The 26,985-nt window shown below is 40.5% G+C and carries 26 protein-coding genes; 3 read left to right on the plus strand and 23 right to left on the minus strand.

Features of this window, described 5'->3' with window-relative positions; genetic code table 11:
* Nucleotide 1: 1 nt before the first annotated feature.
* From F931_RS15635 to prc, 21 genes are all read right to left on the minus strand, one after another.
* A complete protein-coding gene (locus F931_RS15635; protein WP_016142232.1) occupies nucleotides 2–928 on the minus strand; it encodes an LpxL/LpxP family acyltransferase in 927 nt (308 codons plus the stop codon).
* Nucleotides 929–930: 2 nt separating this feature from the next.
* Complete coding sequence (locus F931_RS15640) at nucleotides 931–1,671, minus strand: glycosyltransferase family 2 protein (protein ID WP_016142233.1); 741 nt, start codon at nucleotides 1,669–1,671, stop codon at nucleotides 931–933.
* 2 nt (nucleotides 1,672–1,673) lie between these two features.
* Nucleotides 1,674–3,332, minus strand: coding sequence for an ApeI family dehydratase (gene vraA, locus F931_RS15645; protein ID WP_016142234.1), 1,659 nt, complete (start codon nucleotides 3,330–3,332; stop codon nucleotides 1,674–1,676).
* A 9-nt stretch (nucleotides 3,333–3,341) separates the two neighbouring features.
* Nucleotides 3,342–3,896 carry a COG4648 family protein gene (locus F931_RS15650; protein WP_016142235.1) on the minus strand — a complete coding sequence of 185 codons (555 nt, stop codon included), beginning with the start codon at nucleotides 3,894–3,896 and terminating at the stop codon, nucleotides 3,342–3,344.
* Complete coding sequence (locus F931_RS15655; protein ID WP_080649511.1) at nucleotides 3,893–4,147, minus strand: acyl carrier protein; 255 nt, start codon at nucleotides 4,145–4,147, stop codon at nucleotides 3,893–3,895. The genes F931_RS15650 and F931_RS15655 overlap by 4 nt, the downstream gene beginning before the upstream one ends.
* 5 nt (nucleotides 4,148–4,152) lie before the next feature.
* Nucleotides 4,153–4,413, minus strand: coding sequence for a phosphopantetheine-binding protein (locus tag F931_RS15660; RefSeq protein WP_000067033.1), 261 nt, complete (start codon nucleotides 4,411–4,413; stop codon nucleotides 4,153–4,155).
* Nucleotide 4,414: 1 nt separating this feature from the next.
* Nucleotides 4,415–5,218 carry a lysophospholipid acyltransferase family protein gene (locus F931_RS15665; RefSeq protein WP_080649512.1) on the minus strand — a complete coding sequence of 268 codons (804 nt, stop codon included), beginning with the start codon at nucleotides 5,216–5,218 and terminating at the stop codon, nucleotides 4,415–4,417.
* On the minus strand, nucleotides 5,203–5,817 hold the full coding sequence (locus tag F931_RS15670; RefSeq protein ID WP_016142237.1) for a beta-ketoacyl synthase chain length factor: 615 nt from the start codon (nucleotides 5,815–5,817) through the stop codon (nucleotides 5,203–5,205). Before F931_RS15670 ends, F931_RS15665 begins: the two co-directional genes overlap by 16 nt.
* Nucleotides 5,818–6,013: 196 nt before the next feature.
* The gene (der, locus tag F931_RS15675) at nucleotides 6,014–7,423 is read right to left on the minus strand and encodes a ribosome biogenesis GTPase Der (RefSeq protein WP_005066184.1); all 1,410 of its coding nucleotides are present in this window, start codon (nucleotides 7,421–7,423) and stop codon (nucleotides 6,014–6,016) included.
* Between the two features lie 188 nt (nucleotides 7,424–7,611).
* Entirely contained in the window at nucleotides 7,612–8,757 is a 1,146-nt protein-coding gene (gene bamB / locus F931_RS15680; protein WP_016142238.1) for an outer membrane protein assembly factor BamB, read from the minus strand.
* A complete protein-coding gene (locus F931_RS15685) occupies nucleotides 8,757–9,455 on the minus strand; it encodes a YfgM family protein (protein ID WP_016142239.1) in 699 nt (232 codons plus the stop codon). Before F931_RS15685 ends, bamB begins: the two co-directional genes overlap by 1 nt.
* Before the next feature lie 28 nt (nucleotides 9,456–9,483).
* On the minus strand, nucleotides 9,484–10,776 hold the full coding sequence (hisS, locus tag F931_RS15690; RefSeq protein ID WP_016142240.1) for a histidine--tRNA ligase: 1,293 nt from the start codon (nucleotides 10,774–10,776) through the stop codon (nucleotides 9,484–9,486).
* The gene (ispG, locus tag F931_RS15695) at nucleotides 10,773–11,888 is read right to left on the minus strand and encodes a flavodoxin-dependent (E)-4-hydroxy-3-methylbut-2-enyl-diphosphate synthase (protein WP_016142241.1); all 1,116 of its coding nucleotides are present in this window, start codon (nucleotides 11,886–11,888) and stop codon (nucleotides 10,773–10,775) included. Before ispG ends, hisS begins: the two co-directional genes overlap by 4 nt.
* A gap of 21 nt (nucleotides 11,889–11,909) precedes the next feature.
* Nucleotides 11,910–12,701: a helix-turn-helix domain-containing protein gene (locus F931_RS15700; RefSeq protein ID WP_016142242.1), complete on the minus strand. Its 792-nt coding sequence runs from the start codon at nucleotides 12,699–12,701 to the stop codon at nucleotides 11,910–11,912.
* Nucleotides 12,692–13,492 (minus strand): type IV pilus biogenesis/stability protein PilW, encoded by an 801-nt coding sequence (pilW, locus tag F931_RS15705; protein ID WP_016142243.1) that lies wholly within the window; start codon nucleotides 13,490–13,492, stop codon nucleotides 12,692–12,694. The genes F931_RS15700 and pilW overlap by 10 nt, the downstream gene beginning before the upstream one ends.
* A 14-nt stretch (nucleotides 13,493–13,506) precedes the next feature.
* The gene (gene rlmN, locus F931_RS15710; protein ID WP_002115097.1) at nucleotides 13,507–14,742 is read right to left on the minus strand and encodes a dual-specificity RNA methyltransferase RlmN; all 1,236 of its coding nucleotides are present in this window, start codon (nucleotides 14,740–14,742) and stop codon (nucleotides 13,507–13,509) included.
* A 123-nt stretch (nucleotides 14,743–14,865) separates the two neighbouring features.
* Nucleotides 14,866–15,297, minus strand: a complete 432-nt coding sequence (ndk, locus tag F931_RS15715) for a nucleoside-diphosphate kinase (RefSeq protein WP_003654870.1) — start codon at nucleotides 15,295–15,297, stop codon at nucleotides 14,866–14,868.
* A gap of 113 nt (nucleotides 15,298–15,410) precedes the next feature.
* A complete protein-coding gene (gene iscX, locus F931_RS15720; protein ID WP_004698764.1) occupies nucleotides 15,411–15,611 on the minus strand; it encodes a Fe-S cluster assembly protein IscX in 201 nt (66 codons plus the stop codon).
* Nucleotides 15,612–15,710: 99 nt separating this feature from the next.
* The gene (locus F931_RS15725) at nucleotides 15,711–16,262 is read right to left on the minus strand and encodes a phosphatase PAP2 family protein (RefSeq protein WP_016142244.1); all 552 of its coding nucleotides are present in this window, start codon (nucleotides 16,260–16,262) and stop codon (nucleotides 15,711–15,713) included.
* A 24-nt stretch (nucleotides 16,263–16,286) separates the two neighbouring features.
* Nucleotides 16,287–17,573: a glycosyltransferase family 4 protein gene (locus F931_RS15730; protein WP_080649514.1), complete on the minus strand. Its 1,287-nt coding sequence runs from the start codon at nucleotides 17,571–17,573 to the stop codon at nucleotides 16,287–16,289.
* Between the two features lie 138 nt (nucleotides 17,574–17,711).
* Nucleotides 17,712–19,895, minus strand: coding sequence for a carboxy terminal-processing peptidase (prc, locus tag F931_RS15735; protein ID WP_016142246.1), 2,184 nt, complete (start codon nucleotides 19,893–19,895; stop codon nucleotides 17,712–17,714).
* Between the two features lie 192 nt (nucleotides 19,896–20,087).
* On the opposite strand from prc, the gene nagZ reads away from it, so the two are divergent.
* Complete coding sequence (gene nagZ / locus F931_RS15740; RefSeq protein ID WP_016142247.1) at nucleotides 20,088–21,107, plus strand: beta-N-acetylhexosaminidase; 1,020 nt, start codon at nucleotides 20,088–20,090, stop codon at nucleotides 21,105–21,107.
* A gap of 325 nt (nucleotides 21,108–21,432) precedes the next feature.
* Nucleotides 21,433–22,275, plus strand: a complete 843-nt coding sequence (locus tag F931_RS15745; RefSeq protein WP_016142248.1) for a class I SAM-dependent methyltransferase — start codon at nucleotides 21,433–21,435, stop codon at nucleotides 22,273–22,275.
* 55 nt (nucleotides 22,276–22,330) lie between these two features.
* On the opposite strand, the gene F931_RS15750 is transcribed toward F931_RS15745, so the two are convergent.
* The gene (locus F931_RS15750) at nucleotides 22,331–23,644 is read right to left on the minus strand and encodes an alpha/beta fold hydrolase (protein ID WP_016142249.1); all 1,314 of its coding nucleotides are present in this window, start codon (nucleotides 23,642–23,644) and stop codon (nucleotides 22,331–22,333) included.
* 299 nt (nucleotides 23,645–23,943) lie between these two features.
* On the opposite strand from F931_RS15750, the gene proA reads away from it, so the two are divergent.
* Complete coding sequence (gene proA, locus F931_RS15755) at nucleotides 23,944–25,209, plus strand: glutamate-5-semialdehyde dehydrogenase (protein WP_016142250.1); 1,266 nt, start codon at nucleotides 23,944–23,946, stop codon at nucleotides 25,207–25,209.
* 118 nt (nucleotides 25,210–25,327) lie between these two features.
* On the opposite strand, the gene gapN is transcribed toward proA, so the two are convergent.
* The gene (gapN, locus tag F931_RS15760) at nucleotides 25,328–26,956 is read right to left on the minus strand and encodes an NADP-dependent glyceraldehyde-3-phosphate dehydrogenase (protein ID WP_016142251.1); all 1,629 of its coding nucleotides are present in this window, start codon (nucleotides 26,954–26,956) and stop codon (nucleotides 25,328–25,330) included.
* Nucleotides 26,957–26,985: the final 29 nt, after the last annotated feature.

Below are 26,985 nucleotides of genomic sequence, written 5' to 3' on the forward strand. Positions count from 1 at the left end.
GTTATTTCGTCCAAAAATTATAAAAATTAAACCATTGATAAGGGGCACGCAGACAATGCTGTTCTAGAACGGCAACGTATGTTTTAGTGATGGTTTGCATACTTTCAATACGGTGAGCACGCGGTAAATTTACCTGCTCGGCAATTGAATGGATATGCACTTGAAATTGCTGCTGCATCCGATAACAAAACACTGCAATAACAGGTACTTTGAGTAAATTTGCTAAAATCCATGCACCTTGAGGGAAGGATGCTGGCTCCCCTAAAAAATCAATTTGCTGAACACGATCTGACTGCACAGGCACTCGATCTGCCGCCACAATGACCCACTCACCTTGTTGCATCTTGTCTTGCAATAGCATTGCAGTTTCAATACCCAGCTCATCAACTGATAAAAGACACACATCTGCCTTATCATTTATTTTTTTCAAAAACTCATTAAATTTGGTTGCGTGCTTTTGGTAAACCAGCACATTAATTTTCTGTGGATGCTCTGACTTAATTGCTCGAAGCAACTCAATATTGCCAAAGTGAGAGACAATAATCAGAGCACCTTTTTGATAATGCTGAGAGAAGTTTTCATGTCCAAAAACTTGTAGTTCCTGCTCAGGAATATTGCCTAACCAGCCCTCAATCTTATCTAAAATACATTCGCCAAATTGCATGAAATGCGCGTAGCTATTTGTCCAATTTGGTTGGTGGCTAAAGGGAGTCTGTGATCCAGCAAAATGATGCAGTTTTTGTAAATAAAGTAAGGAAGCCTGTCGTGCAGTGGCTGCAAATAACCAGTACCACATAATGACAAAGTACATCACCAACTTGCACAACCAACGTCCACCAAAACGGTAAAACCACAACATCAGCATAAGGGGCAACATACCGCCTCGCTCTTTAATGTCGTTCCATTTTGGTGAAGCTGAATCTGTCATAGTCAACCTTGCAGCTTTTGTTTTAATAGCTTCGGTAAACGAATCAGCATGCCCATAAACAAAGTTGCATGCGCTTTGCTTAGCCCTAAGTTATCTCGCCAAGCATGAAAATGAGAAATTCCCTGCTCTGGATAAACCACAGGTGTTGGTACATTAATAAAAGGGGTATTTTCCCATTTTAAACGTACTAAAATTTCACTATCAAAACCCATACGTGGCTGGAATTTAGCACTATTTAAAACCCTTATCGTGCTCGCGAGCGGATACACACGAAATCCGCACATACTGTCTTTAATTTCAAAAGACAAACTGTTTAACCAGACCCAGAAATGGGTAATGTAACGGCCATATAAGCGCTTTTTAGGAATAGAGGCATCAAAATATGGCTGACCAATCACCATTGCATCGGGATGTTGCCGAGACTGCTCAATAAATTTTGGAATGTCATCCCAGCAGTGTTGACCATCTGAATCGAGTTGTAATGCATGGCTTAAACCAAGCTCATAGGCTGCACGTAAACCAGTCATAACGGCTTGTCCTTTACCCTGATTTACCTCATGTTCAATAAGATGAATTTGGGAATATTGCTCTGCCAATCCTCTTAAAACTTGGCTACAAGCATCATCACTTCCATCATTGATCAACACAATCGGTAGATCAAAACTGTCCAGATAAGCAATCAAATCTGCTAAATAATGTGGATGATTATAAACGGGAACAACAAAACCGTAGTTGGTCTGCATTTTTAACCCTCTGCTTCTGTTTGCAAAGCAAATAATAGTCGCCCTGAAGCCAGAATCTGTTCTGAATCACGTAGTTCAAAAATTACTTTATGCTCTTTTCGGGCAAGCTTAAGTTGTACCACAGCATAAGGACGAATCAGGTTTTGGAATTTTAACTGCTCATATCCCTGACACCAGCTCAAATCAGACCAAATTGATTTAGCAAAATGTTGTAAAAAACCGATCTGCCCAACTCCAGGATAAATCGGTTGTGTTGGGAAATGCCCTTTAAAACAGGCTAATTCAGGTGGAAATTCCAACTCCCAAATATAGTCATCTGAATTTTGAGACTGTGACAGCACCACGGGTTGTAACATAGGCTTAAATAGAGTTTTCAAATAGTTTTTATTGAGTTTGGACTGAGTATTTTGTGGTAACTGGCTGAGGAAACGCCATTGACGAGGAATCGCGATCGTTTCCAAGCTGTCTTTTAATTGTTGTTTTAAATGACCAACAAAAGCTGACTTACCTTGCTGTTGTAACTGCTCACGAGCTTGTTCTGTCAGAACCACAATACAACCCAACATTTGGCGTTGCTCATGTTCAAATACAAGTATATGACAATGTTTTACAACCTCTAAAGCCTGAATACTTTGCTCAATCGCATCTAGACTCAAACGTTTTTCTTCAAGTTTTACAATTCGATCTGTACGTCCCATCAGCCTAAAGGTCTGACATGTTGCATCTGTCCATGCGGCGCCATCACCTGTGGTAATCCAATCATTCTCAAAAGCATGGTTACTTTTTACGATGAGCTGTTGGTCTTCAATACGAATAGCCACATTACTAAACGCAGTCCAAGCATCTTCATCTTTAGCACGATGGGCAATACCACCCGTTTCCGAACTTCCCAAAACTTCAATAATCGGACGGTTTAAGTAAGGACGAATACCACTGTCTAGCTTACCACCAGAGCTAAAGACCATTTGACAGTGTTGCAAAACAACATCGGTTGTCCAGCGTTTTAATAAAGCAGGGCTTGAGATCAAATAATTGCTTAATCCCAACGTTTCTAATTGTTTTTGAGCTTGTACCACATCTTCTGGGAATGCCATTTGAGGCGCATAAAAACTTCGACCAGTAGCAAGTGGTAGCAGTAACTTAAACAGTAATCCATAAATATGTTGATGACTAACAGTTGCAATCGTAATTGTATTTTCATCAAAACTAAAGCTTTGGCTTAACCCTTGAACTTCGTTGAGTAATTGTCTGAGTGTTCTTGGGATTTTTTTAGGTTCACCAGTTGAACCTGATGTATAAAAATAGAGTTGCGCCTGCTCTAAAAAAGCATCGTCTAAGGTTAAAGATAAGGGAACAACTTTTTCAGTATTTTGGCGCTTTAAAAAATAAATCTGCTGTGCTGCAAAATCCTGTTCTAGTTCACGTACCCGATTTGGTGGTAAAAGTATTTGTTTTTTCGCTAGCAAAGCAGCAAAGAATAAAACCAGAAACTCATAGCTATCTGCCTCCCATAAAGCCCAAGTTAGATTTTCCATTTGAGCAATTGCAGTAGCTTGTAAGGCCACATCCTGCCAAAAATAATTAAAACTGGTCGAGTGCAGAGCACCATCTATACAAAGTGGCTGAGCTGAATCGATGAATTTCTGAAAATGGCAATACATAGTTTTTAATTAATGATTTGAAGAATGCAAACGCTGATGTCGCTTGCGCAAAATAAATTCACCAAGGAACAAAATGCCCATCAGCACATAAGAAATAAAGCCATTATAAATGACCCAAACTTGAGTTGAGGTAAAAAGCACAGTGCTTAAAGCAATCAGTGCATTACAAAAAAAGAAAACACACCAAACTTTAGTCACCTGTCGGGTCCACTGTACCCCAGAATCAGGTAAATCAGGTTCAACGAGCCGGGCAAAGCGTTCAATCATAGATGGCGGCTTAATCAGTGTCAGCGCAAAAATAATTAATGCGCCTAAACTCATACCCACTGGATATAACTTTAACCAAGCATGGTCATGTAACAATAAACTTAGACCGCCGCAAACGATAGCAAAACCCGTTAATGGCCATAATAACGAGTTGCCTTTGCTAAAAAGTCTGATCACTCCCAACCCGATGAGTAAAGCACTCACCCAGACAAATTGGCCATGTGTCAAACTCCAGCCCACAATAAAGGGATACAGCACAAAAAGTGCCGTCATTATCCCTTTAAGAACAAACTTCATTCAGCAGTCATATTCTGAATAACCGTCACAACATCAAGTACGGTTCTCACATTTTTAAAGTCTTCAGGCTTTACTTGCTTACCTGTTAACTCTTTAATTTTTACAACTAAATCAACCGCATCAATACTGTCGACATCAAGGTCTGAATAAAGGTTCGAATCGAGTTGAACAGACTCCGGTTCAATTTCAAACAAATCTTCCATCCATTCGCGGAGTTTAGTTAATACTTGCTCTTGAGATAACATCATCATGCTCCTTATGACTTCTGTTGTGCTTCAACTAAAGCAACCAAGCTCTGGATTGACTTAAAATGCTGTTTGGTTTCATCCGACTCTGCATTTAAATGAATGTTGTAACGCTTTTTCAAAGCCAGTCCCAACTCAAGTGCGTCAATTGAGTCTAATCCTAGACCTTCTCCAAATAATGGAGCTTCTGTATCAATATCGGCAATAGTAATATCTTCTAGTGCTAGAACATCAATAATCATTTGCTTTAGTTCATCAGCAAGATTGCTCATTTCAAGATAACTCTTCTTCAAAAATTTTATAAAAACTACGACTTAACTGACGAACTTGTTTAGGTCCTACTGTTAAATCATCTAACAGATCTGATACCTGTACTGCATCTAACACCTTAACCTCAATATGGAACGGTTGAGATGGTACGTGATACCATTTTTCATTCTTGGTTAACGTAGATGGTGTACAAGTAATAATTACTGGGCGAATTGGTACATTTGCACGAATGGCAATATTGGCTGCACCTCGCTGAAACTCGTTTAGGGTCATCCCTTTTTCAGTGCGCGTTCCTTCCGGAAAAATTAAAAGAGAAGCCGCATTGTTTTCTTTTAGACGCTTTACACAGTCTTCTACAAACTGCTGAGAACCCGCATTTAAAATATAACCTGCGCTTTGTACTGGTCCTTTAGTAAATGGGTTCGACCAAAGAGATTGCTTCACGACACAATTAGCCTGCTGCATCATACCAATTAGTACTACAACATCAATCAAAGTCGGATGATTGGCAATCACCAGCTCTTGGCGACTATTTTGTAGCTTTTCTAACCCTTCTACCGAATACGTCATGATGCCGAGTTTGACCATCATGTCGGTAAATGCTTTAAAACTATGCTTAATCACATTTTGCGCACGTTGCTGCCGCTTTTGTGGATCAGAAGTAGTTGCATTGAGTACGGGTGCAATCACTGAGGCAATGGCCATACCGCCTAGTCCAAAACTGGCAAAGCTAAAACCAGTGGCAGCCACACGCCAGCAATAATTACTTTTTTGCTTGAGATTTTTAAGATTTAGCATTTGTTCCACCCAAATGCAGATGTTAACTGTTCAGCATCCTGCCAAAAATGAGCAAAAGCAGGAGCATCTGCTTCATCTATATGCGTCCACGCAGTAATTTGTAAATTAGGTTGCTCTAGAGTAACGACAGCGGCCATCGCATAGGCAGGAAAATTGATTGCCTCAGCATAAATACTAGGTAATGGTTCATCATAAGCGACGACTAAGACTCGCTTAATCTCAGGCATTGACTTTAAAAGTGCATAAGCCTCAATCAAACCCTCAGTCCATGAACAGCTTAAGCTTGTAGAGGGAGTATCATCCTGACATAAAATTGAATAGAGACCAGAAATTGCATTATGAACAGACGTTGAAAATTGTGTAGGCGATGGAGTTTGATCATTTAAAACGTCTTGCAAGATATTTAACGTTTTGGCCTCATCACCATATTTTGATACCCAAACAATATAATCGGCCTTACTATCCTCTAATGCGCCGATCGCACTATTTAAAGCAAGTTTAGCCAATGGCGATAAACGTCTACGCTGCATAGCCGGGATGCAGTCAAGAGCCGTATAGGAGGGCTGAGCATGTGTAAATATAAGCTGAGCAAGATGTAATGTTACCATGCTAAAAAATGAACCCTAAGCCGCGTTATTCTGTCGAAATATAAATTATTTTATAAAGATGCTGATTATAGCATTCGTTATAAAATTTACAAAAAATTACGTTTATTACTCACACTTTTTCATAACTCTTCGGACTAGCTCATTTATTTGCAAAAAAAACCCAAAGAAAACTTTGGGTTTTTGAACAGAAAAAAACTTAACGGTTAAATTTTTTCTCTGCTTTTTTAAATTTCTGAATATAGCGACGGCGACGTGCAGCAGTTCGTTCATCAACCTGACTCTTACGACCTTCAAACGGGTTTTCAGAAGTTTTAAAGTCAATACGAACTGGCGTACCTTCAAGTTTATAAACTTTACGGAACACGTTTTCTAAGTAACGACGATAATCAGCAGGTGTCTTATCAACCTTATTACCATGGATCACGATAGTCGGTGGGTTCTGTCCACCCATGTGCGCATAACGCATTTTAATACGACGACCGCTAATCATTGGTGGTTGATGAGCTTCTGTCGCATCACTTAAAATTTGAGTCAATTTAGCTGGCGATACTTTTAAGTTTGCAGACTCATAAGCACGGTGGATAGAAGGATATAAATCACCCACCCCAGTTCCATGTAAAGCAGAAATCAAATGAATTTTTGCCCATGGAATAAAGTCAAAACGACGTTCAACATCAAGCTTACATTGCTTGCGGTCGTATTCAGACATGTTATCCCATTTATTGATGGCAATAACCATGGCACGACCAGCTTCAAGCGCATAGCCAATTAAATGCAAGTCTTGCTCGACAATACCTTCACGCGCATCGACTACAACCACAACAACATGTGCATCTTTCATTGCTTGCAAAGTTTTAACAATTGAGAATTTCTCAATCATTTCATCAACCTTACCTTTACGACGTACACCCGCTGTATCAATTAAGGTGTATTTACGGCCTTCACGTTCAAATGGAATGTAAATAGAGTCACGAGTTGTACCTGGTTGGTCAAATGCCACCACACGGTCTTCACCAAGCAAACGGTTGACTAGTGTTGACTTACCAACGTTAGGACGACCAATAATTGCTAAACGTAAGCCAGTATCTTTGTCATGTTCTTCAGGGTTTTCATCTTCTGGAACTTCAGCAAGTACGTCTTCCAGCATTTGCTGTACGCCACGACCATGGCTAGCGGCAACTTGTAATGGTTCACCCATACCAAGTTTATAGAACTCAACTAAAGCTGCTTCAGCATGAACACCATCTACCTTGTTAGCAACAAGATAAATTTTCTTGCCTAAAGTACGTAGTTCACGAGCAATTTGCTCATCAGAAGCTAACAATCCAGCACGAGCATCAACCACAAAAATAATAATATCTGCTTCGTTGATCGCTGTTTTTGACTGCTCGGCCATGTAGTTATCAATACCGCCTTCACTCTCACCAATACCGCCAGTATCAACGACAATGAAAGACTTATTTTGATAAGTCGCATCACCATATTTACGGTCACGAGTCAGGCCCGCGAAGTCGGCTACAAGTGCATCACGACTCTTGGTAATCTGGTTAAATAACGTTGATTTTCCGACATTCGGACGACCAATGAGCGCAATAACGGGTTTCATACAATAACCTTAATTCAAGACCAGCCATATCTCATGGCATGAGCATTAGAAACAATACAGGAGATATATTTTAAGGTCAGATATGACCATAATAAAAGACGGGGCTTTGAACTGATTTAATTCAAACACCCCGATATTTTTTAACAGCGTAATTTGTTAAGCGGCTATTTTAGCACAAGCAAACGAAATTAACGATTCTGCCAAATACTTAAATCGCCTTTTCTGGTCGAAACGTAAAGTTGGTTCTCAATAACACGTAATGTATTGACCTCACCACTCGTTTTTGAACGACCAATTAGCTTACCTGTTGCCGGATCAAGAAGATGTAATACTCCATCTAAATCACCAACAATAAGGTCCGAACCCAACACAACCGGGTTACTTAAATGGCGGTTTAACAAACTATCATTTTGCCAAATCTGTTCGCCTGTCGTTAAATCATAAGCCGTTAACTTACCATCCGTAGAAGAAACAAATACTTTATTGTCATAAACTTCTGGACGCTTCGTGCTGCTTGAGTCTTCACTCCAAACTACACGTTGAGAAGCTAGGTCAGTTACGGTCACTTGTCCTTGGAAACTAGTCGTTACCATAAACTGTCCGGCAACAGCAGGATCACCATCAATATCAATTAAACGTTGAATATCAGAACGACCTTCACTTACCGCAACACGGCGTTGGAAACGCGGAATACCACTAATCGTATCAATTGCATAAACATATGCATTCGCAGATGCAATTAATACAGTACGCGGATCAAGACTCACTGGTGATGCCTGTCCACGTAAACTAAATTGAACATTTGGTAATTTATACGCCCAAACTTGTTGACCTGAAGCAGCATCATGAGCAAACACAGTACCATCATTAGCAACGGTAATAACACGTCCAGACTGAACTAAAGAAGGACTTAATAGTGCACCAGATAACTGTGCTGTCCACTTCTGCTCACCTGTTGCCTGATCTAATGCAAACAGTTGACCTTTACTATTACCAACAACAACAATTCCTTCAGCAGCTTCAACACCAGAGCTTAAGCCTAATTTGCTGACTTTTTTCTCCCAAAGGCGTTGTTTACCACGATATGCGGCAACTTCACCTTTTGGATCAAGCGTAAAAACTACGCCTTCACTTGCATCAAGCTGCAAACGTAACGGATCTGCCTTATCAGTAGAAGAAACACTGCGCGAAAACACCGGTACTAGAGTCTTTTTCGACTCAGTCAATTTCGGTAGTGGATTTGGTTTTGCTTCTTTTACTTTGTTGCTAGAACATCCCACCAGTACAGCCGATGCGATTGCAATTGCCAAAGGCAGTTTGAATTTCTGATTCATTAAGACTCTTCCACCTGTGTTTCCAAAATTGGGCGCTCAATCTGTGGATCTTCAACTAAAACGCCAACACTTTCGAGTTTAATTTGTAAAATTTGTCGCTCTTGTTTACGTTCCAGTAACGAATCCCATGCAGCTTGATACGCTTTTTTAGCAGAATCAATATCTTTCTTGGCAACAAAGATATCACCACGTAACTCTTCTACTGTTGCTTTAAACGCAGGATCGACATTACCAGACAAGGTTTTTAGTGCTTCATCATATTTGTTTTGCGCCAATTGTGCATCTGCTAAACGCAATTTTACAACTTGAATCAAACCTTCATCTTTGACTTTTGAATTTTCAACTTTCTTCAACGCTTTTTCAGCAGCTGCATAGTCCTGTTTTTCATAGGCTAATTTTGCTAACACAAACTGAGTCTGTATGGCCTGAACAGAATCGATATCATCTTTTACGATCTTATCTGCCGATGCAGTTACCGAAGTTAAAGCATTAGGATTATCGGCACTCGCATTTGCCTCATCCATTAACTGCTGTACTTTTGCAGTTTCTACTTGGCTGCTTGCAAGATTTCTTTTTTGCCAATATTCCCACCCAAAAAAGGCAATCAATGCAATGAGAATCCCGCTAATGATGGCAGAACCATATTTTTTTGCGAACGACTTTAAGCTGTCGAATTGTTCATCATCACTTAAGCTCATGTGATTGTCCTTTTCCAGATGTTTCAGTTTATTTTGTAAATTTTTCAATTAAGAATGGTACAAGGTCAGCCAGTGCAACTTGTGACTGCTCAGCTGTTGCCAACTCTTTGATGGCAAGTTGCTGCGCTTCCCATTCACGCTCACCCAAAATCATGGCGTAAACAGCCCCAGCCTGATCAGCTTTTTTCATCTGACTCTTCATGCTACCTTGCGAACCTGTTTTGATTCGAATACTGCTATTTGCAGCTTCCAACTGGTCACGTAATTGTTCCGCTAAAATCAAAGCTTTGGTTTGATAAGCAGGTTCTGCAACCAAGAAGACTTCACAATCACGAATAACTTCTGCCTGTTCAACCTGTTCAAGTAGAAGCAATAAACGCTCCATACCCATCGCAAAACCAACAGCAGGTACAGATTGATCTGGCTTACCTTTTAGCTGACCAACTAAACCATCGTAGCGACCGCCAGCACATACAGTACCTTGCGAACCTAAAGCAGTAGTTGTCCACTCAAAAACAGTCTTATTGTAATAATCTAGACCACGCACCAACTTCTGATTAATGACAAATTGGATGCCAGCAGCAGTCAAATAGTCTTGTAACTGCTTAAAATGATCTAAACTTTCTTCTTTTAAGAAGTCATGTAATTTTGGCGCATTTTCCAGAATTTTCTGGGTAGATTCAATTTTAGAATCCAAAATACGTAATGGATTTGTTGTTAAACGACGCTGTGAATCTTCATCCAACGCATCTTTATGTTCGTTTAAAAACGCAACCAATGCATTACGGTACTCTGTACGCTCATCAGTTTCGCCCAAAGTATTTAATTCAAGCTGAACTTTATCTGCAACGCCCATACGTTTCCATAAACGAGCAGTTAACATAATCAATTCAGCATCAATATCAGGAGTCGCAACACCGAAAGTTTCCACGCCAAACTGGTGGAACTGACGGTAACGTCCTTTTTGTGGCTTCTCATAACGGAACATAGGTCCCATATACCACACGCGTGGCGTAGCACCGCGCAACAAGTTATGTTCAACTAAAGCACGAACACAACCTGCCGTACCTTCCGGACGTAAGGTTAATGACTCTGGTGGATTGCCTTTATCGAAAAAGGTATACATTTCTTTTTCGACAATATCGGTAGCATCACCAATAGCACGTTTAAACAAACCCGTTTGTTCAACGATCGGCAAACGAATTTGTTGATATCCATAAGCATCCATTAAAGATGCTAAATGTTGCTCGAGACGTCTCCACGCTACTGTTTGCGTTGGCAAGATGTCATTAAAACCTTTGATTGCGACGATTGAACTCATGATGAACTACGAATAATTTCTTTAGATTTAGCTTCTTCAAGCTCTTGGACACGTTGACGAACCATTGTTTCGATTTCATCAACCAATTGATCGGTATCGATTAGATGGCTTTTTTCACCATTGCGATAAACCAATGAACGAGGCGCAGCCCCAACAACCCCGATATCAGCTTCTTTTGCTTCACCCGGACCGTTTACCTTACAGCCAATTACCGACACATCCATTGGAGTACGAACATCTTCTAAACGTTCTTCCAACGCTTGCATCACCTGAATAACATTAAATTCTTGGCGTGAACAACTCGGGCAAGCAATAAAGTTAATCCCGTTAGAACGAAGCCCAAGTGATTTTAAAATATCAAAACCAATCTTGATTTCATCTTCCGGTTCGGCAGCAAGCGAAATACGCATCGTATCGCCAATACCTTCCATCAACAATCCACCAAGGGCAATTGCTGATTTCACAGTACCTGTACGGTAAATACCAGCTTCAGTTACGCCTAAATGTAATGGATTATCAATTTGCTGAGAAAGCAAGCGGTAAGCATCCATGGTTAAAAACACATTTGAGGCTTTTACGCTAACTTTAAACTCATGGAAATCAAGACGGTCTAAAATATCAATATGACGTAAAGCTGATTCAAGAAGTGCTTGCCCAGTAGGCTCGCCATATTTCTTTTGTAAATCTTTTTCTAGAGAACCCGCATTGACCCCAATACGCATAGAAATACCATGATGACGTGCCGCTGCAACGACTTCACGAACTTTCTGATCTGATCCGATATTACCAGGGTTAATACGTAAACAGTCTGCACCATAATCTGCAACAGCTAAGGCAATTCTATGGTCAAAGTGAATATCTGCAACCAAAGGTACTGAAACGCGCTTACGAATTGCACCAAATGCTTCAGCAGCCTCCATAGATGGGACCGAAACACGCATAATATCAGCACCTGCATCAACACAACGCTCAATTTGAGCCACGGTTGCATCGACATCGCAAGTTTCGGTATTTGTCATACTTTGCACACTAATAGGTGCATCGCCACCGACATACACCGAACCAACACGGATTTTACGTGTTGGTCGACGTTTAATTGGGTTCTCTATCATTGTATCGCTCAACTCATGGTATTAGCGGGATAAACGGAATTCTGCTTTACCGTTTACCGTATATGGAGACAATGAAATCTGTTCTTGGTTTAGACTTAATGACACAGCTGTTGCATCATCAAGACGAATCTGGAATGGAGACTCACCATTTAAGCTTAAAGTTGATGACTGACGACCTGTCGCCAAAACTTTACCTGTTGCATCAACAATATGAACAGAAGTTGGTCGGTTAAAGTTTAACACTAATTGGTCACCCACTGTTGAGGTGGTACTTCCCTGCATAGGTAAAACTTCAACATTCGATTGATTTACTTTAGGTAAATCTGCATCGTCTTTCTTTGAAGTCCATTTTTGGATACCCATAACAAGCAATGACACAACAGCAAGAATTACAACAGCAAGCAGTGCACGTTTCAACCATTTCTTATTACGATCGCTATTAGAACCCGGGAGTTTGCCCATGATTTTAATTGGCGAGTTATTTAAAGCATGATTTGGTAAAAGGCCCGTATCATTTGCATAAATCTCATCGAAGCGCTGAATAATTGCCGTCGCATCTGTATTTAAATATTTCGCATATGAACGGTAATAACCCTTAATAAAAGTCGCTTCCGGCAATGACTTATAATCATCTTGCTCTAAAGCGGTCAGAGTCTTAACCGGCATATTTAAATCTGAAGAAACTTGCCCTAACTCTTTATTCTGAGCAACTCGAATTTGACGTAAATACTCACCAGGACGTTGAATATTTCCTAAAGCAGAAGTCGGTAAGCTTGAGCCAGTTGGCTGCTGTGAATTAGGATTTATTTCCATACGGCCTCAGTACTATACTGTAATTGCAAATAACGTTGATATTCTGGACTTTCCGGGAACAAGGCACGTAATTGGTTTACTAACGCTTGCGTTCCCATTTTATCCGCATTGGCTCGAGCCACTCTTACACCAATCCAAAGTGCTCTTGCACCCTGATTTTTCTGCCCCACTGTATGAACATATTGTTCATACATTTGTGTAGCAGCCGGAATCTGCTGCTGCAAATAAAAAATTTCCGCTAACTCTAACATTGAAATATAAGAGTCGCGGTTAGCAAGGAGTGCTTGTTTGAATGTTTTTTCAGCATTCACAACATCACCCAATTTTAAATAAATACGCCCCAGATTTTCTAATGCCTGATAGCGTTGGTCATAACCTAATGTTGCGCCAGCAATACGGAATTGCTCAATCGCCTCATTATAACGCTCCATTTGGTATAAATAAGTACCATAATTATTATGTGCTTGAGCATTATCCGGTTCAGATGAAATTGCTCGTTTAAAATAATGTTCTGCTTTTTCTAAGTTGGTTTTGCTACCTTCTTGCTGTAGCAAAATCCCCATCATCATGTTTGCTGTTGCATCGCGGCTATCTACACTTAAAGCTTGATCAAGAGCTCGCTTTGCTGAGTCCAAGTCACCAGAACGGATATGTTCAGCAGCAAGTTGTGTACGCACTTTTACTGCTTTTTCTGGGTCTTTTTTTTGCGTATGCGTTGTCTGGCAACCACTTACCAGAAATGCAACTGCAATCCCCATACATAAGACCGTTTTTAACTTTGGAATACTCAAAGCCTGCCCTCAATTTATCCTTGTGTACGCAAAATCTCTTGACGCTGTGTCACTTTTTTCTGCCACTGTTCAGCACGGCGGGTTCTATCAGCCACCTGACCCACTAGCTGTCCACATGCAGCATCAATATCATCACCACGTGTTTGACGAATCGTACACACAAATCCGGCATCAGACAAAGTTTTTTGGAACGAGATAATACGATTTCGGCTTGAGCGACCATATGGTGCATGCGGGAATGGGTTAAATGGGATCAAGTTAATTTTACTTGGTAAATTTTTTAATAATTTAATCATTTGCTGTGCATGTTCAGGCTGATCATTTACGCCCTCTAACATCACATATTCGATGGTCACATGTTTACGCGTACTTTCATTACCGTCTTTGGCAATATAGCGCTGACATGCTGCAATTAACTGAGCTAATGGATATTTTTTATTAATTGGCACAAGCTCATTACGTAACTCATCGTTTGGTGCATGCAAGGAAATTGCTAAAGCCACATCAATATCTTTTGCAAGCTGGTCAATTTTTGGTACAACACCAGACGTTGATAAAGTCACACGACGTTTTGACATGCCATAAGCAAAGTCATCAAGCATGATCTGCATTGAGCTTAATACGGCATCATAGTTGAGCAGTGGCTCACCCATACCCATCATCACGACATTGGTCACTGAACGCTCACGTTCGGCAACAGGCACTTCCTCCATATAAGAATAGTTTGCCATCCAGAGTTGCCCAATAATTTCATCTGGCGTTAAATCACGTTGGAAACCTTGTTTACCTGTCGAACAAAATGAGCAATCTAATGCGCAGCCCACTTGAGAAGAAATACAAAGTGTTTTACGTAATCCAGTTTTATCTTCAGCAGGAATTAATACAGTTTCAACTAAAGAACCTGCACCCTCACCTACGCGAAACACCCACTTACGTGTACCATCTTTTGAGTAATGACGGTGAACCACTTCAGGTGCTTTAATTTCACAAATCTGTTCAAGCTTTGCACGTAATTTACCTGAAATATTGGTCATTTCAGCAAAATCAGTGACAAAGTATTGATGTATCCATTTCATGACCTGTCCGGCACGAAACTTCTTCTCACCAATATCTTCAAAGAATTTTTCTAACTCAGGACGAGACATGCCGAGCAAATTCACTTTATTTTCGGCAGCAGGGATTACCGGCGTGGACGAAGATTGCTGCTGTCCATCAAGATTTTCAGATGAAACGACCACTGCAGAACTCATGTGTATTTACCTAAACCATGTCAAAAAACTGAAGATATTGTTCAAGAATCAAACAATATTCTCTTGAGAGAATAAAAAAACCAGATAAGTAGTATACCACTTATCTGGTTTGAATGCTTTCGATTAACGAGTGCGTGGGCAGATCTCGTTGTCAGCAAAGAAGTAAGCAATTTCACGCTCTGCAGAAGCAACTGAGTCAGAACCGTGAGCAGCATTTTCGTCGATGCTTACAGCGAAGTCAGCACGGATCGTACCAGGAGCAGCTTCTTTAGGGTTTGTAGCACCTAAGATTTCACGGTGTGCAAGAACTGCATTTTCGCCTTCAAGAACAGATACTACAACTGGACCAGAAGTCATGAATGCAACTAAGTCACCAAAGAAACCACGTTCTTTATGCTCAGCATAGAAACCTTCAGCATCAGCTTGAGAAAGGTGTTTCATTTTAGTCGCAACAATTTTTAAACCCGCTTTTTCAAAACGAGCAAAAATATCACCGATGTGGTTTTTAGACACTGCATCAGGTTTTACGATAGACAAAGTACGTTCAATAGCCATGAGTGGCTCCTTTATTTTAAAATTTAAACATTAAAAAATTTGCCGCATTATACCGATGTCATAGGCAATAATCAGCTTTGAATGTGTAAAAGTTGCGATTTTTTCTACTGTTTTTAGCGAACTTCGTCTATCCAGGCCATCTGAATGCCTTCTAGCAATCCTTCTGTCGATTTATTTGGGTCATCACTGAAGTCTGGTAATGCGCACACCCATGCATGTAAATCGGTAAAACGGATCCATTGCGGATCAACTTCTGGATGTGCTTCTGACAATTCAATGGCAATATCAATCGTATCTGTCCAACGTAAGCCCATAGCGGCTCCTATCTGTTTAATCTGCTAAATCACGAACTGTGTACTTTAGCAAATCCACAAACCTAATCGATAGCTTAAGCTGATAAAAATTACCGCTGCCTATAAAGCAATGTTCAATAATGGCGCTATAAAAATAATCATCGTAGCGACTGCTGCACCAATTAGGGCACCTACGATTACATCACTTGGGTAATGAAGGCCCAACACCATCCGAGACAAAGCGACCAGCACCATAAATGGGAACATAGCTGCAAGTAGAACTGGCTGGATATAACCCAACACAATCGTTACCATGACCGCATGAAGCGTATGACCCGATGGAAAGCTAAAGTGATCAAGTGGTCTTTCACCGAGTATAATCACCTGATGCACCTGATAAGGACGCGGTCGCGTTGTTTTATGTTTTAAAAATTTATAGATTGCTGTTCCGACCGAACCACCTAATAACAAGTAGATGATTTGCAAGCTATAGGTGATGCCTTGCATTCCCCACACGATTGCCAGCATTAGATACCAAAATGGACCATCACCAACACGACTGATAATTTTGAAAAAAAGGGCAACACGCTGTGAATGAGAAAAATTATTAAGATATAAACAGCCTCTCAAATCTAAATCGAGTATTTTTATTTTTGCATTCTTAAGTTTCATGGTCATTCTCCTATCTTAGGATACTTAGGTGAAGTCCAACGAGGGCTCCTTCACTACCTGATAAAATGCCTGCTCCAATTGCTGAACCGGAAGTTGCCAACCGCTTTGCTGTACTTTATGACAGGCTTGTACGCCCATTTCTCTAAGTTGTTGTACTGAAGGAAGCTGATAAATTTGTTGTATAAAGTGGTTTATTTGTCCAAGTGGGCTTAACCAGCCATTCACACCATGGGCTAGATATTGATGTGCACATGCATAATCATACGCGATAACTGGTAAACCGCTTGCCATCGCCTCTAAAACTACGTTACCAAACGTTTCAACTTGGCTAGCAAAAACGAATACATCTGCACTCGCATAGGCGGCTGCCAAATCTTGCCCTCTCAGACTTCCGGTAAAGATAACATCCTTCGCTGCAGGTAGTGACTTTAACCGAGCAAAATCTGGGCCATCTCCCACAATAACTAATTTAGTTTTATGTGGCTGAATGTTTTGTAGGTTGGCATAACTTTCAATGAGCACTTGCACTTCTTTTTCGGGAGATAAACGCCCCACGTAAAGCATAACGCGAGTATTCTCATCAGCATCCCATTGTTTTCGCAAATGTTCAGAGCGATGCTTTGGTGAAAATCTGGTCGTATCTACACCGCGTCCAACCACAACCAACGGGCAAGTAATACCAAAACCGCGTAATGCTTCTTGTGTATCCTTACTTGGCACACAGGTCACTTGCGTATTGTTATGAAACCAGCAAAGGTATTTTTGAATTGGTTTGACTAAAAAAGCCAAATCGAAGAATCGGCTAAAATCTTGGAATGGTGAATGAAAGCCACTCGAAATCGGAATAGCTTTTGCTTTAGCAGCTTGCATGGCTGTTAAGCCTAATGGCCCTTCAGTCACAATATGAACGACATCGGGCACAAATTTTTCAAAAGCTTTCGATACTTTTAAATATTGTGGCCAACCAAACTGTAAAGTCGGATATTTTGGAATCGCCTGCGACATCACCAGACACTCTTGCTCTGGCGTAAAGTCTTGGCATTTCGCTTTTTGCTCTGGGCGAATCAATAAAATCTTATGCCCCTGTTTCTGTAAACCTTGGCATAATTGTAATAATGAAAGTGCCACACCATTAATTTCAGGTGGCCAAGTTTCAGTAACAATTGCAATTTTTAAACGTGGACGCACTAAATCATGCAATGAATGCGTATTAGATAGTTGCTTTTGTTTAAAAAAGAATTGGAAGCTTTCAGGAAGTTGCTGTTGTTTTAATAGTGCTGTCGCGTATGAACTTTGCATAGCGCCATCCATCAATGTATTTATTTTCATGCTTAAAGATTAAGCAGTTTTTTTGACAATTTGATGATAAATGCATGACAGTTTACTGACATGAAAAATAAAAAAAGCACACTGATAACAGCATGCTTTTCTCTTAAGACCTAGTAATATTTAGCGATTTTGCAATTTTGCATAATCCATAAGTACATTTGCGGCTTCAGTCACAAAAGTTTCTTCTTCTGGTAATGCAGGACGTTGTGATGCTTTCATTTTAGCGCGAGATTCAGCTAGAGCATCCAATGAAGCTTGATAGCTTTCCCAATTTGCAAAAGGCTTTTGACCAGTTGCAGCACGGCGTTCATTTTCTGCATCTAAAGTTTGTTTTTCTAAACCAAGTAATTCAGCACGGCGCTTATCAATATCAAGTACCACTTGTTTTTGCTCACTTGTTACCTTAGCAATCGCAGTACGCTTATTTAGATATTTAAACTGAGCATCATTACCAACACGTTGTTCAGAGAATTGAGACAACTTTGTCACATAAGGCTGAACAGAACCTTCACGCTTAAATGGTGCAGTAGGAATTGTGTCCCACTTCAACGCATTCTTCGATTTACGTTCACCAAACTCTTCGTTATAGATATCGACGAGTTTAATGTCTGGCACTACACCTTTATTTTGTGTACTACCACCCGTAATACGATAGAACTTACGCTGAGTTAAAGTCGCTTGACCGTATGCAAGAGTATCAAGTTGTACCTGAGCTGTACCCTTACCAGTTGTTGTACTACCAATAATAATACCGCGCTCATAGTCTTGAATGGCAGCAGAGTAAATCTCACTTGCTGAAGCCGACGCCAAGTTCACCAATACAGCGAGTGGACCTGTATAAATTTGTTGGCCGCCATCATTGTCTTCAAAAACACTTACGTTGCCATTACCATCACGAATTTGTACAACCGGACCAGACTTAATCACCTGCCCCAACATGCGTGCAACTTCTTCTAATGAACCACCTGGGTCATTACGTAAATCAATAATAATCCCTTCTACTTTCTTCGCTTTTAGTGCTTCGAAAGCATTTGCAGTATCTTCAGAAACTGAACGGTATTGTTGACCTGCACGACGTGAACGGTAGTCAAAATAGAATGATGGAATTTCAATTACACCCAACACATGCTTTTTACCATCACGTGTTACTTCAACTGTGCGTGAACGAACGCCAGCATCTTCTTCTTGAATCACATCACGCACTAAAGTCACATTACGTGCTTGACTCATTGATGCACCGGCACCAAGAAGTTTTAATGTGACTTTTGTTCCGCGTTTACCACGAATGAGTCCAACAATTTCAGAACTTGTCCAACCAATCACATCAACCATTTTCTCGCCCTCTTGAGCGACGCCAATGATTCGATCTCCTGATTTAACTTGACCAGACTTACTTGCAGGACCACCCTCTACAATAGTTTCAATCTTGGTGTAATCTTCATTGCCACGTTCTGGACGAATCGACACACCAATACCTTCGAGTTGCAAGGTGGTTTGGCGATTTAGTTCGATCGCATCAATTGGCGGATAATAGTTACTATGCGGATCATAGGTCGCCAACATTGCATTTAATGTTTTGTCCAAGACGTCATCGCTTTTCACACGACTAATTCTTTCAAGCTGACGTGTATAACGTTTAGTTAACGTTTGAGCTGGCGTTAAATCTTCTGGGCCAGTTAAGTCCTGACCGTTAGCAAGTGAAGGATTTTCTTTAAGCGCTTTTTGTTTCGCCTGCTCTTCTTCACGGCTAATGGTTAAGTTGATTAACTGTGAAACCAACATTTTACGCCAATGATTTTGTTGCTCAGCTGTCGTTTTAAAATACGGTGCTTTTTCACGATCAACTTCAATATAACTATTTGGCTGTTTTAAATTTTGCTGTTGTTTCAATTCAGCCAGCATGAACTCATAAAACTGTTTTAAGCGTTCACGATATTGTTGATGAATTGCAAACGGTCCAGTTAAATTCCCCGCTTTTAATGAAGCACCAAAATTTGAACCATAGAGTTTTTTATAATTTTGAACTTCAGCGTCTAAAAATAGTGAGTGATCTGGATCAAGACTATCTAAATACATATCGAGAATACGATTTGATGTCGTCGCATCCAGACGCATATTTAAATAATGTTGGCGATCAACTAAAGTTGCCAGCTGGCGAGCTACCAAAGCTTGTTCTTGCGTTGGCTGGATTGATTGAGAAACCGCAGCAGTATTGGTTGCTGCTCTCGCTTCATTCATCGTATGAGAGAAGAATAAACCGCCAGTCGCGATCGCTACTGCACAAGCTATAGTTTGAAGTTTCATAAATTTTTAATACTTCCTTGGGTGTTCCTATCTTACACGCTCTGTTTTCGATATGAACTAAGCAGATTCAAAATCTTAACCAACTAAATTGTTTATACCGTGTAGTTTTATCATATTCTGTACTGACAAAATGTAGCAAAACATTGCAAAATTCGCTTATTGTTTTTCAATCAAAATTCAAATGGAACCAATATGATTGGCGCATTGATGCTGGACATCGCCGGCACAGAACTTACTCAAGAAGATATTGAACTATTACGCGCTCCGCAAGTCGGTGGCATGATTTTATTTGCACGAAATATTGAATCGCCACAACAAGTGCGTGCTTTAACCGACCATATGCGTCAAATTCGTCCAGATATTTTGATTGCTGTCGACCAAGAAGGTGGTCGAGTTCAGCGCCTAAGATCAGGTTTCACTCTATTACCAGCTATGGGCCGTTTCGGAGAGTTATATCTAACTCAACCTCAAAAAGCACTTGAGCTGGCTGAAAAATGTGGCTGGCTCATGGCAACCGAAGTCCTTGCTGTCGGTATCGATTTTAGTTTTGCACCGGTTTTAGATCTTAATGCAATTAGTGACGTGATTGGCGACCGTGGTTTCTCTAAAAATATTGAAGATATTGCACCACTTGCTGGCGCGTTTATGCAAGGCATGAAAAAAGCTGGAATGGCAAACACGGGCAAACACTTCCCCGGCCACGGTTCTGTAAAAGCCGATTCTCATGTCGCGGCTGCAATCGACAGCCGCAGTTATGACGAAATTTATAACCATGACATGCAAAGCTTCATTAAGCTTATGCCTCAGCTTGATGCGCTCATGCCTGCACATGTGATTTATGATCAAGTTGACCCAAATCCAGCAGGTTTTTCGCCTTTCTGGATTCAAGAAGTTCTCCGTAATCGCTTGAAGTTTAATGGCGTACTTTTCTCTGATGACTTAAGCATGCAGGCTGCTTGCGTAGCAGGCGGTGCAGATGCACGTATTCAAGCCGCTCTAGCAGCTGGTTGTGATATGGGACTCGTGTGTAATGACCGAACTGCAGCCTGCACAGCACTTGAAGGTATTACAGATTTAGAGCTACCAAACCAAGAACGTTTAGAACGCATGCGTGGAAAAATTCCACAAATTCAGATTGGTGAAACTTTATCGCTTGGAAATGAGTGGCAAGCTGTCAAAACCGCCATTGAAGAGTTTAAAAATTCGATTTAAGTTAGTAAAAATTTTAATTGGCTACAAAAACCTATTCACTATCTGATACGCGGTTAAGTCATACGCAACCTGTACCTCTTCTGAAAGATATTAATTGCTTGAATATATTTGATAGATGCAGAAAGTGAACAGGTTTTGCGTATGACAATGGTTTTGGTTACTTTTCCCGAAAGAAAAGTAACTCTAACTGAAAGTTTATCCCAGAATGCCAACCTAATTGACAGGACTCCGTCATGAAGGTTCATTCAACATCAATGCAGTAAAACCTCTTCATAGTTACAAATAATGAAGATCACACAAAAACAATAAATCGAGTTCAGGACGAATGACACAACAACTTTCAAAACACCGCCACATCTCTTTTACTGCCCACTATACGGGGTATATCTGGTATCAAATGGGGATTTCTCATGAAGCACTTGCCACAACCAAAGGCAAATCACTAGCGTATTTGGTTCATCCAATAGAATCTTGGGCTGAGAAATATGTCGGCGGTAGCATGCGTACGACACTCAAACAACGCCACACCATGCTTGATCATCACTTAGAACAACTCATTCAAGAAAATCCTGATCTACAAGTTTTAGAAATAGCATGTGGGTTATCACCACGTGGTTGGTGGTTTAGACAGCATTACCCTTCGATTACCTATCGGGAGCTTGATTTACCCGATATGGCACAAACCAAACAAAATGCATTACAGCAAATTGAAAAAAATGCACCTGAAGTTTTATCAGTTGATTTATTTACAGAAGCTTTTGCACAAGCATTTGAAGTATTTGACCCAAACCGCCCTCTGGTGGTAATTAGTGAAGGCCTGATTAACTATTTTGATAAAGATTTATTAAAACAACTGATTCAATCAATTGCGCACTATGGTTCGTCTTTTAAAAAGTTTCATTATTTAACTGACCTCTACCCTGAGCCAGTTAAAAACAAACTTGCCAGTATTATCTGGAACAGTAGTAAGTTACTTAAACTCATGTCTCGAAGCTCGTTTAGTTTTCATTTCAAAAGCCCTCAAGAAGTTAAAGACTTTTTTAAAGATACAGAGTTTGAGCAAGTTACTATTGAACAACCACAAATTTTCTTTGGACAAATTTCCTCTGATGCTCATGAGCAACATTTGGGTGATTTGGTCTGGACTATTCACGCACAAATAAAATAATACATATAAAAAATGGAAGCTCGAAATAAACGAGCTTCCATCTATAACTATATTATTAAACTGCTAGTTTTTGACGAGCAATAAAACGACTTAAACGATCAGCAAGTTCAAAACTACCATGTTTAAATAGAGCTCGAATACCCTGCTCGGTACTTTCAAAAATCAAGCACTCAATTGCAAAACCGCCCTCTTCATCTTCTAAATGTAGTACCAAATCACGTGGATGATCATTCACAAAATCAAGCTGCGAAACATCACCCATTTTTAAATACATACCAAAGAATGTAACATCAACAATTGTCACAGGTACTTGCACATCACTCTCTCGGTGAGTCAGTTGAGTGTTCGGTTGCAAAACCCGAACTCGCTCTTCACCACGGCGTTCCATGTTTTGCATTTGTTCACGCGTCATTGGAATGATACCATCTAGATCTTGGATAGATTCACCTTTCAAGAATGAAGTAAACAAACTCATGGTTTCTTTACGACGCTGCAACTGAGGTACATGATCTGCATTTGCGATCAGTGCAAATTCCATGTCAGGGCATTGCAACGCAAAGTTCGCATTTTCATGAGGCAAAGTAAAACTGTCGTATTGCCCTGCTGCAACCAACGTTTTGCACTCTGGAATAGGCACATCCGTTAAACGCAAAAGACGATTACAGTTAATCTCATAACGTTCTCGTTCAGTACCCGTAAACTCAGCCATTTGCCTAAAAAATAATTTCTTGGCTGTCGGTGACATACGGGTTTTATCTAATTTTGCATGATTAACTAAATACAAAATTACAGCTTGCCCAAACTCTTCCATGCGGTTTTCTTGCATGAGTTTGAGCGACTCTTCCAAAATCATTCGCCAACTTTTACGAGTCTTTTGCATGACACCCATCAAGATCATACGATCCATTAATTCTGGACGATGATAAGCAAAGCAAGACGCGATTACAGACCCCAAAGACATTCCCATGACAGAAACTTTTTGTATTCCAACGATATCTAACCAACGTCCTAACATTTCAGATAAATCAGGCAGTTCTAAAGTACCCGCAGATACTCCTGTGTCACGATTGGTAATTTGCTGATTTGCACCCATCGAAGGTAAATCGATTAAAATGACTGGACCGCTTTCAAACAATTGTTCAACACAATATTTATAAGAATTAAAATTCTGGAAAGCACCGCCCACAATCACAATTGGCGTATTGTGAATCGTTTTTGGATCGGCAATTGCCATATATTCAATTTTCCAGCCGTCGATCCATGTTGTACGAGCAGGTCGTTTAAAACTATCTCTATGGTAGATATCGAAAAAGCCAAAACCGGCATAAGCTTGGTTGATCTCCGAATCCATTTGAATAATGGAATTCATATCCTTGCTTCCTCCTTGCTGTAATTTTTTTATGCTGCAAGAGTTCCTTCTTGAACACGTAATCTTTTATGCACAAATCTTTAAAATTTGTATTTGTTTGTATTGCACAATAACATTCTAAACAATTGTCTGAAATATACGCAATCGCTGAATTGACCGCTCATCCTGTTTAAGCCGCTAATAGTTTGCAAAATATTTAAATGTTTTTTTATAGCGGTCACATTTTTGAAAAAAAGCCATTCATTGTTCCGCATTTGACTGCTACTATCGTAGTCATTGGTAAATGATTAAAAAATGCTATGCAAGATTCAATTGAACAATATATGCAAAAAGTTGGGCAACAAGCACGCGAGGCTTCTCGTGTCCTCACAAGTGCTTCTACCTCACTAAAAAATCATGCGCTCTCTGCTATTTATACTGCTTTAGAAAATAATCAGGCAGCTATTTTGGCAGCGAATCAAATCGACATGGATAAAGGTCGTAGCAACCAGCTCGACAGCGCCCTGCTTGATCGTCTTGAGCTTACACCTGCACGTATTAAAGGCATGTTGCAAGGTTTAAAAGATGTGATTGCACTTGTCGATCCTATTGGGGAAATTACTGATCTTGCATATCGCCCCACAGGCATTCAAATTGGAAAAATGCGTGTACCTTTAGGTGTCGTTGGTATGATTTACGAATCACGTCCAAACGTAACCCTTGAAGCTGCATCTTTAGCGATTAAATCAGGCAATGCCATTATTTTACGTGGTGGTTCAGAAGCACTTGAGTCAAATAAAGCAATCGCAGAAGCGATTAAACATGGCTTAAAAGTTGCTGGGTTACCTGAACATTCAGTACAAGTCATTGAAACCACTGACCGTGCAGCTGTTGGTCAGCTTATTACCATGGCTGAATATGTAGATGTCATTGTTCCACGTGGTGGCAAAAGCTTAATTGAGCGTGTAACCAATGAAGCTCGTATTCCTGTCATTAAACATCTTGATGGTAACTGCCATGTATTCGTTGAAGCACAGGCAGACTTGCAAAAAGCATTACCAATTACTTTAAATGCCAAAACACATCGTTATGGCGTTTGTAATGCGATGGAAACCTTGCTGGTTGATGAAAAAATTGCAGACGTTTTCTTACCGCACATTGCTGAACTGTATGCTGAAAAACAAGTTGAGTTACGTGGCTGTCCAGAAACACGCCGCATTTTGGGTGCCTCTGTAAAACCTGCGACAGAAGAAGATTGGTACACCGAATATTTAGGGCCAATTCTTGCAGTTAAAGTAGTGAGCGGGATTGATGAAGCAATTGACCATATCAACAAATATGGTTCACATCATACCGATGCAATTGTGACTGAAAACTACACTTTAGCTCGTCAGTTCTTGGCTCGTGTAGATTCAAGCTCAGTCGTAATTAATGCATCAACTCGTTTTGCTGATGGTTTCGAATATGGCTTAGGTGCTGAAATTGGTATCTCCACCGATAAAATCCATGCCCGCGGCCCAGTGGGTTTAGAAGGCTTAACTTCACAAAAATGGATTGTGTTAGGTGATGGACAAATTCGCCAATAATTAAATCTATTAGTTCAAATAAAAACGCCTGATCAATTTCAGGCGTTTTTTTATTACTCAAGTTATGAGTCACTATAAAAAAGCCAGCCCGAAGGCTGGCTTTTTGTTCGTATATTTATTAGAAAATAAAGTCCGTATTCACAAATTTAGAATAGTGCTCAGACACCATAGAAGCCAACATGCCCTTACTGTCAGCTGTCTGTTTAGCAGCAATCATTGAACGGATCGAGAATGCACGAAGCGCATCATGCACAGACAATGTACCTTCCGCAGAATCTTTACGACCACCAAATGGGAACACATCAGGGCCGCGCTGACATTGACAGTTGATATTCACACGACAGACCTGATGAACCAGCGGATCAACCAAGTGACCAATTTGCTCAGGGTCGCTACCAAAAATACTCACCTGCTGACCATGATCAGAAGTAGTGACATAGTCCAGCACAGTTTCAATGTCATTATAAACAGAGACTGGTATCACTGGACCAAACTGTTCTTCGCGATACAGCCTCATCCCCTCAGTCACTGGATAAACTACAGCTGGATAGAACATCGTTTTGCAGAATTCACCGCCTTCTGGATTAACTACTTTTGCCCCTTTAGCCACAGCATCTTCAATGACTTCAGTCATGTATGTCGTACGGTGCATACCTGGTAACGGAGTAATAAACACACCTTTTTCCCAAGGCATCCCCACTTTAAGTTTGGCCAGTTCAGCCGTTAAGCGGTTAACAAATTCATCGGCTATTGAGCGATGTACCATCAACATTTTGAGTGCGGTACAACGCTGACCATTAAACGACAATGCACCCAACAAACACTCTTTCACTGTTAGATCTAAGTCGGCATCCGGCAGAATAATGGCTGCATTTTTCGCATCCAGTCCCAAAATCGCACGCAGACGGTGAGATTTAGGATGTTGCTTCTTCAAGTGATCAGCTACTTTACTAGAACCAATCAGTGCCAGTACATTAATTTGCCCAGATGCCAGTAGATGGGGTACCACTAGAGAGCCTGGTGCATAAATGGTATTGATCACACCTTTTGGAAATGAATCACGGAATGCCTCTAGTAACGGTTCAAACAACAAGGTCCCAAATTGAGGTGGTTTAAAAATGATGGTATTACCCATCAGCATGGCTGGGATCAGAGTCGCAAAGGTTTCGTTCAGCGGGTAGTTGTATGGTCCCATACACAACACGACACCTAGTGGAGTTCGACGGATTTGACCAATCGTACCTTCAGCCATGACAAAGCGGGAGTTGGCATTATCCAAATCTTTCAGAGCATCAATCGTTTGACGCATATAGGTAATTGTACGGTCAAACTCTTTTTCTGAATCCGCCAAGCTTTTGCCAATTTCCCACATGATCAACTTAATAATCAGATCTCGTTGCTCTACCATGCGCTGAATAAAATTTTGCATGCAGGCAATGCGCTCACTCACCTTCATCATTGGCCATTCGCCACGACCATTATTGTAAGCCCGTACCGCTGCCTCTAGTGCTTCATCGCTTTCTTTTTCACCCATGACTGGATAACTACCAAGTTCAACTTGCTGTAGGCTACCGTCAGGCTGCTGAATCCAGATTGGAGATAATGTTTTCTTGGTTGCACCAGCCCATAGCTTCAATTCACCATCCACTAATGAGACACGCTGATGAATTTGGGAGGGTAGACGCACACTTTCAGGAATACTGTCCACTACTGGGAATTTATGCTGTAGATTATTTAACTGATTCATTCTTCTTAATACCTTATTATTCGTATGTC

Origin of the sequence: Acinetobacter pittii ANC 4050, from assembly GCF_000399685.1 — a bacterium.
In the GTDB taxonomy this organism is placed as follows: domain Bacteria; phylum Pseudomonadota; class Gammaproteobacteria; order Pseudomonadales; family Moraxellaceae; genus Acinetobacter; species Acinetobacter pittii_E.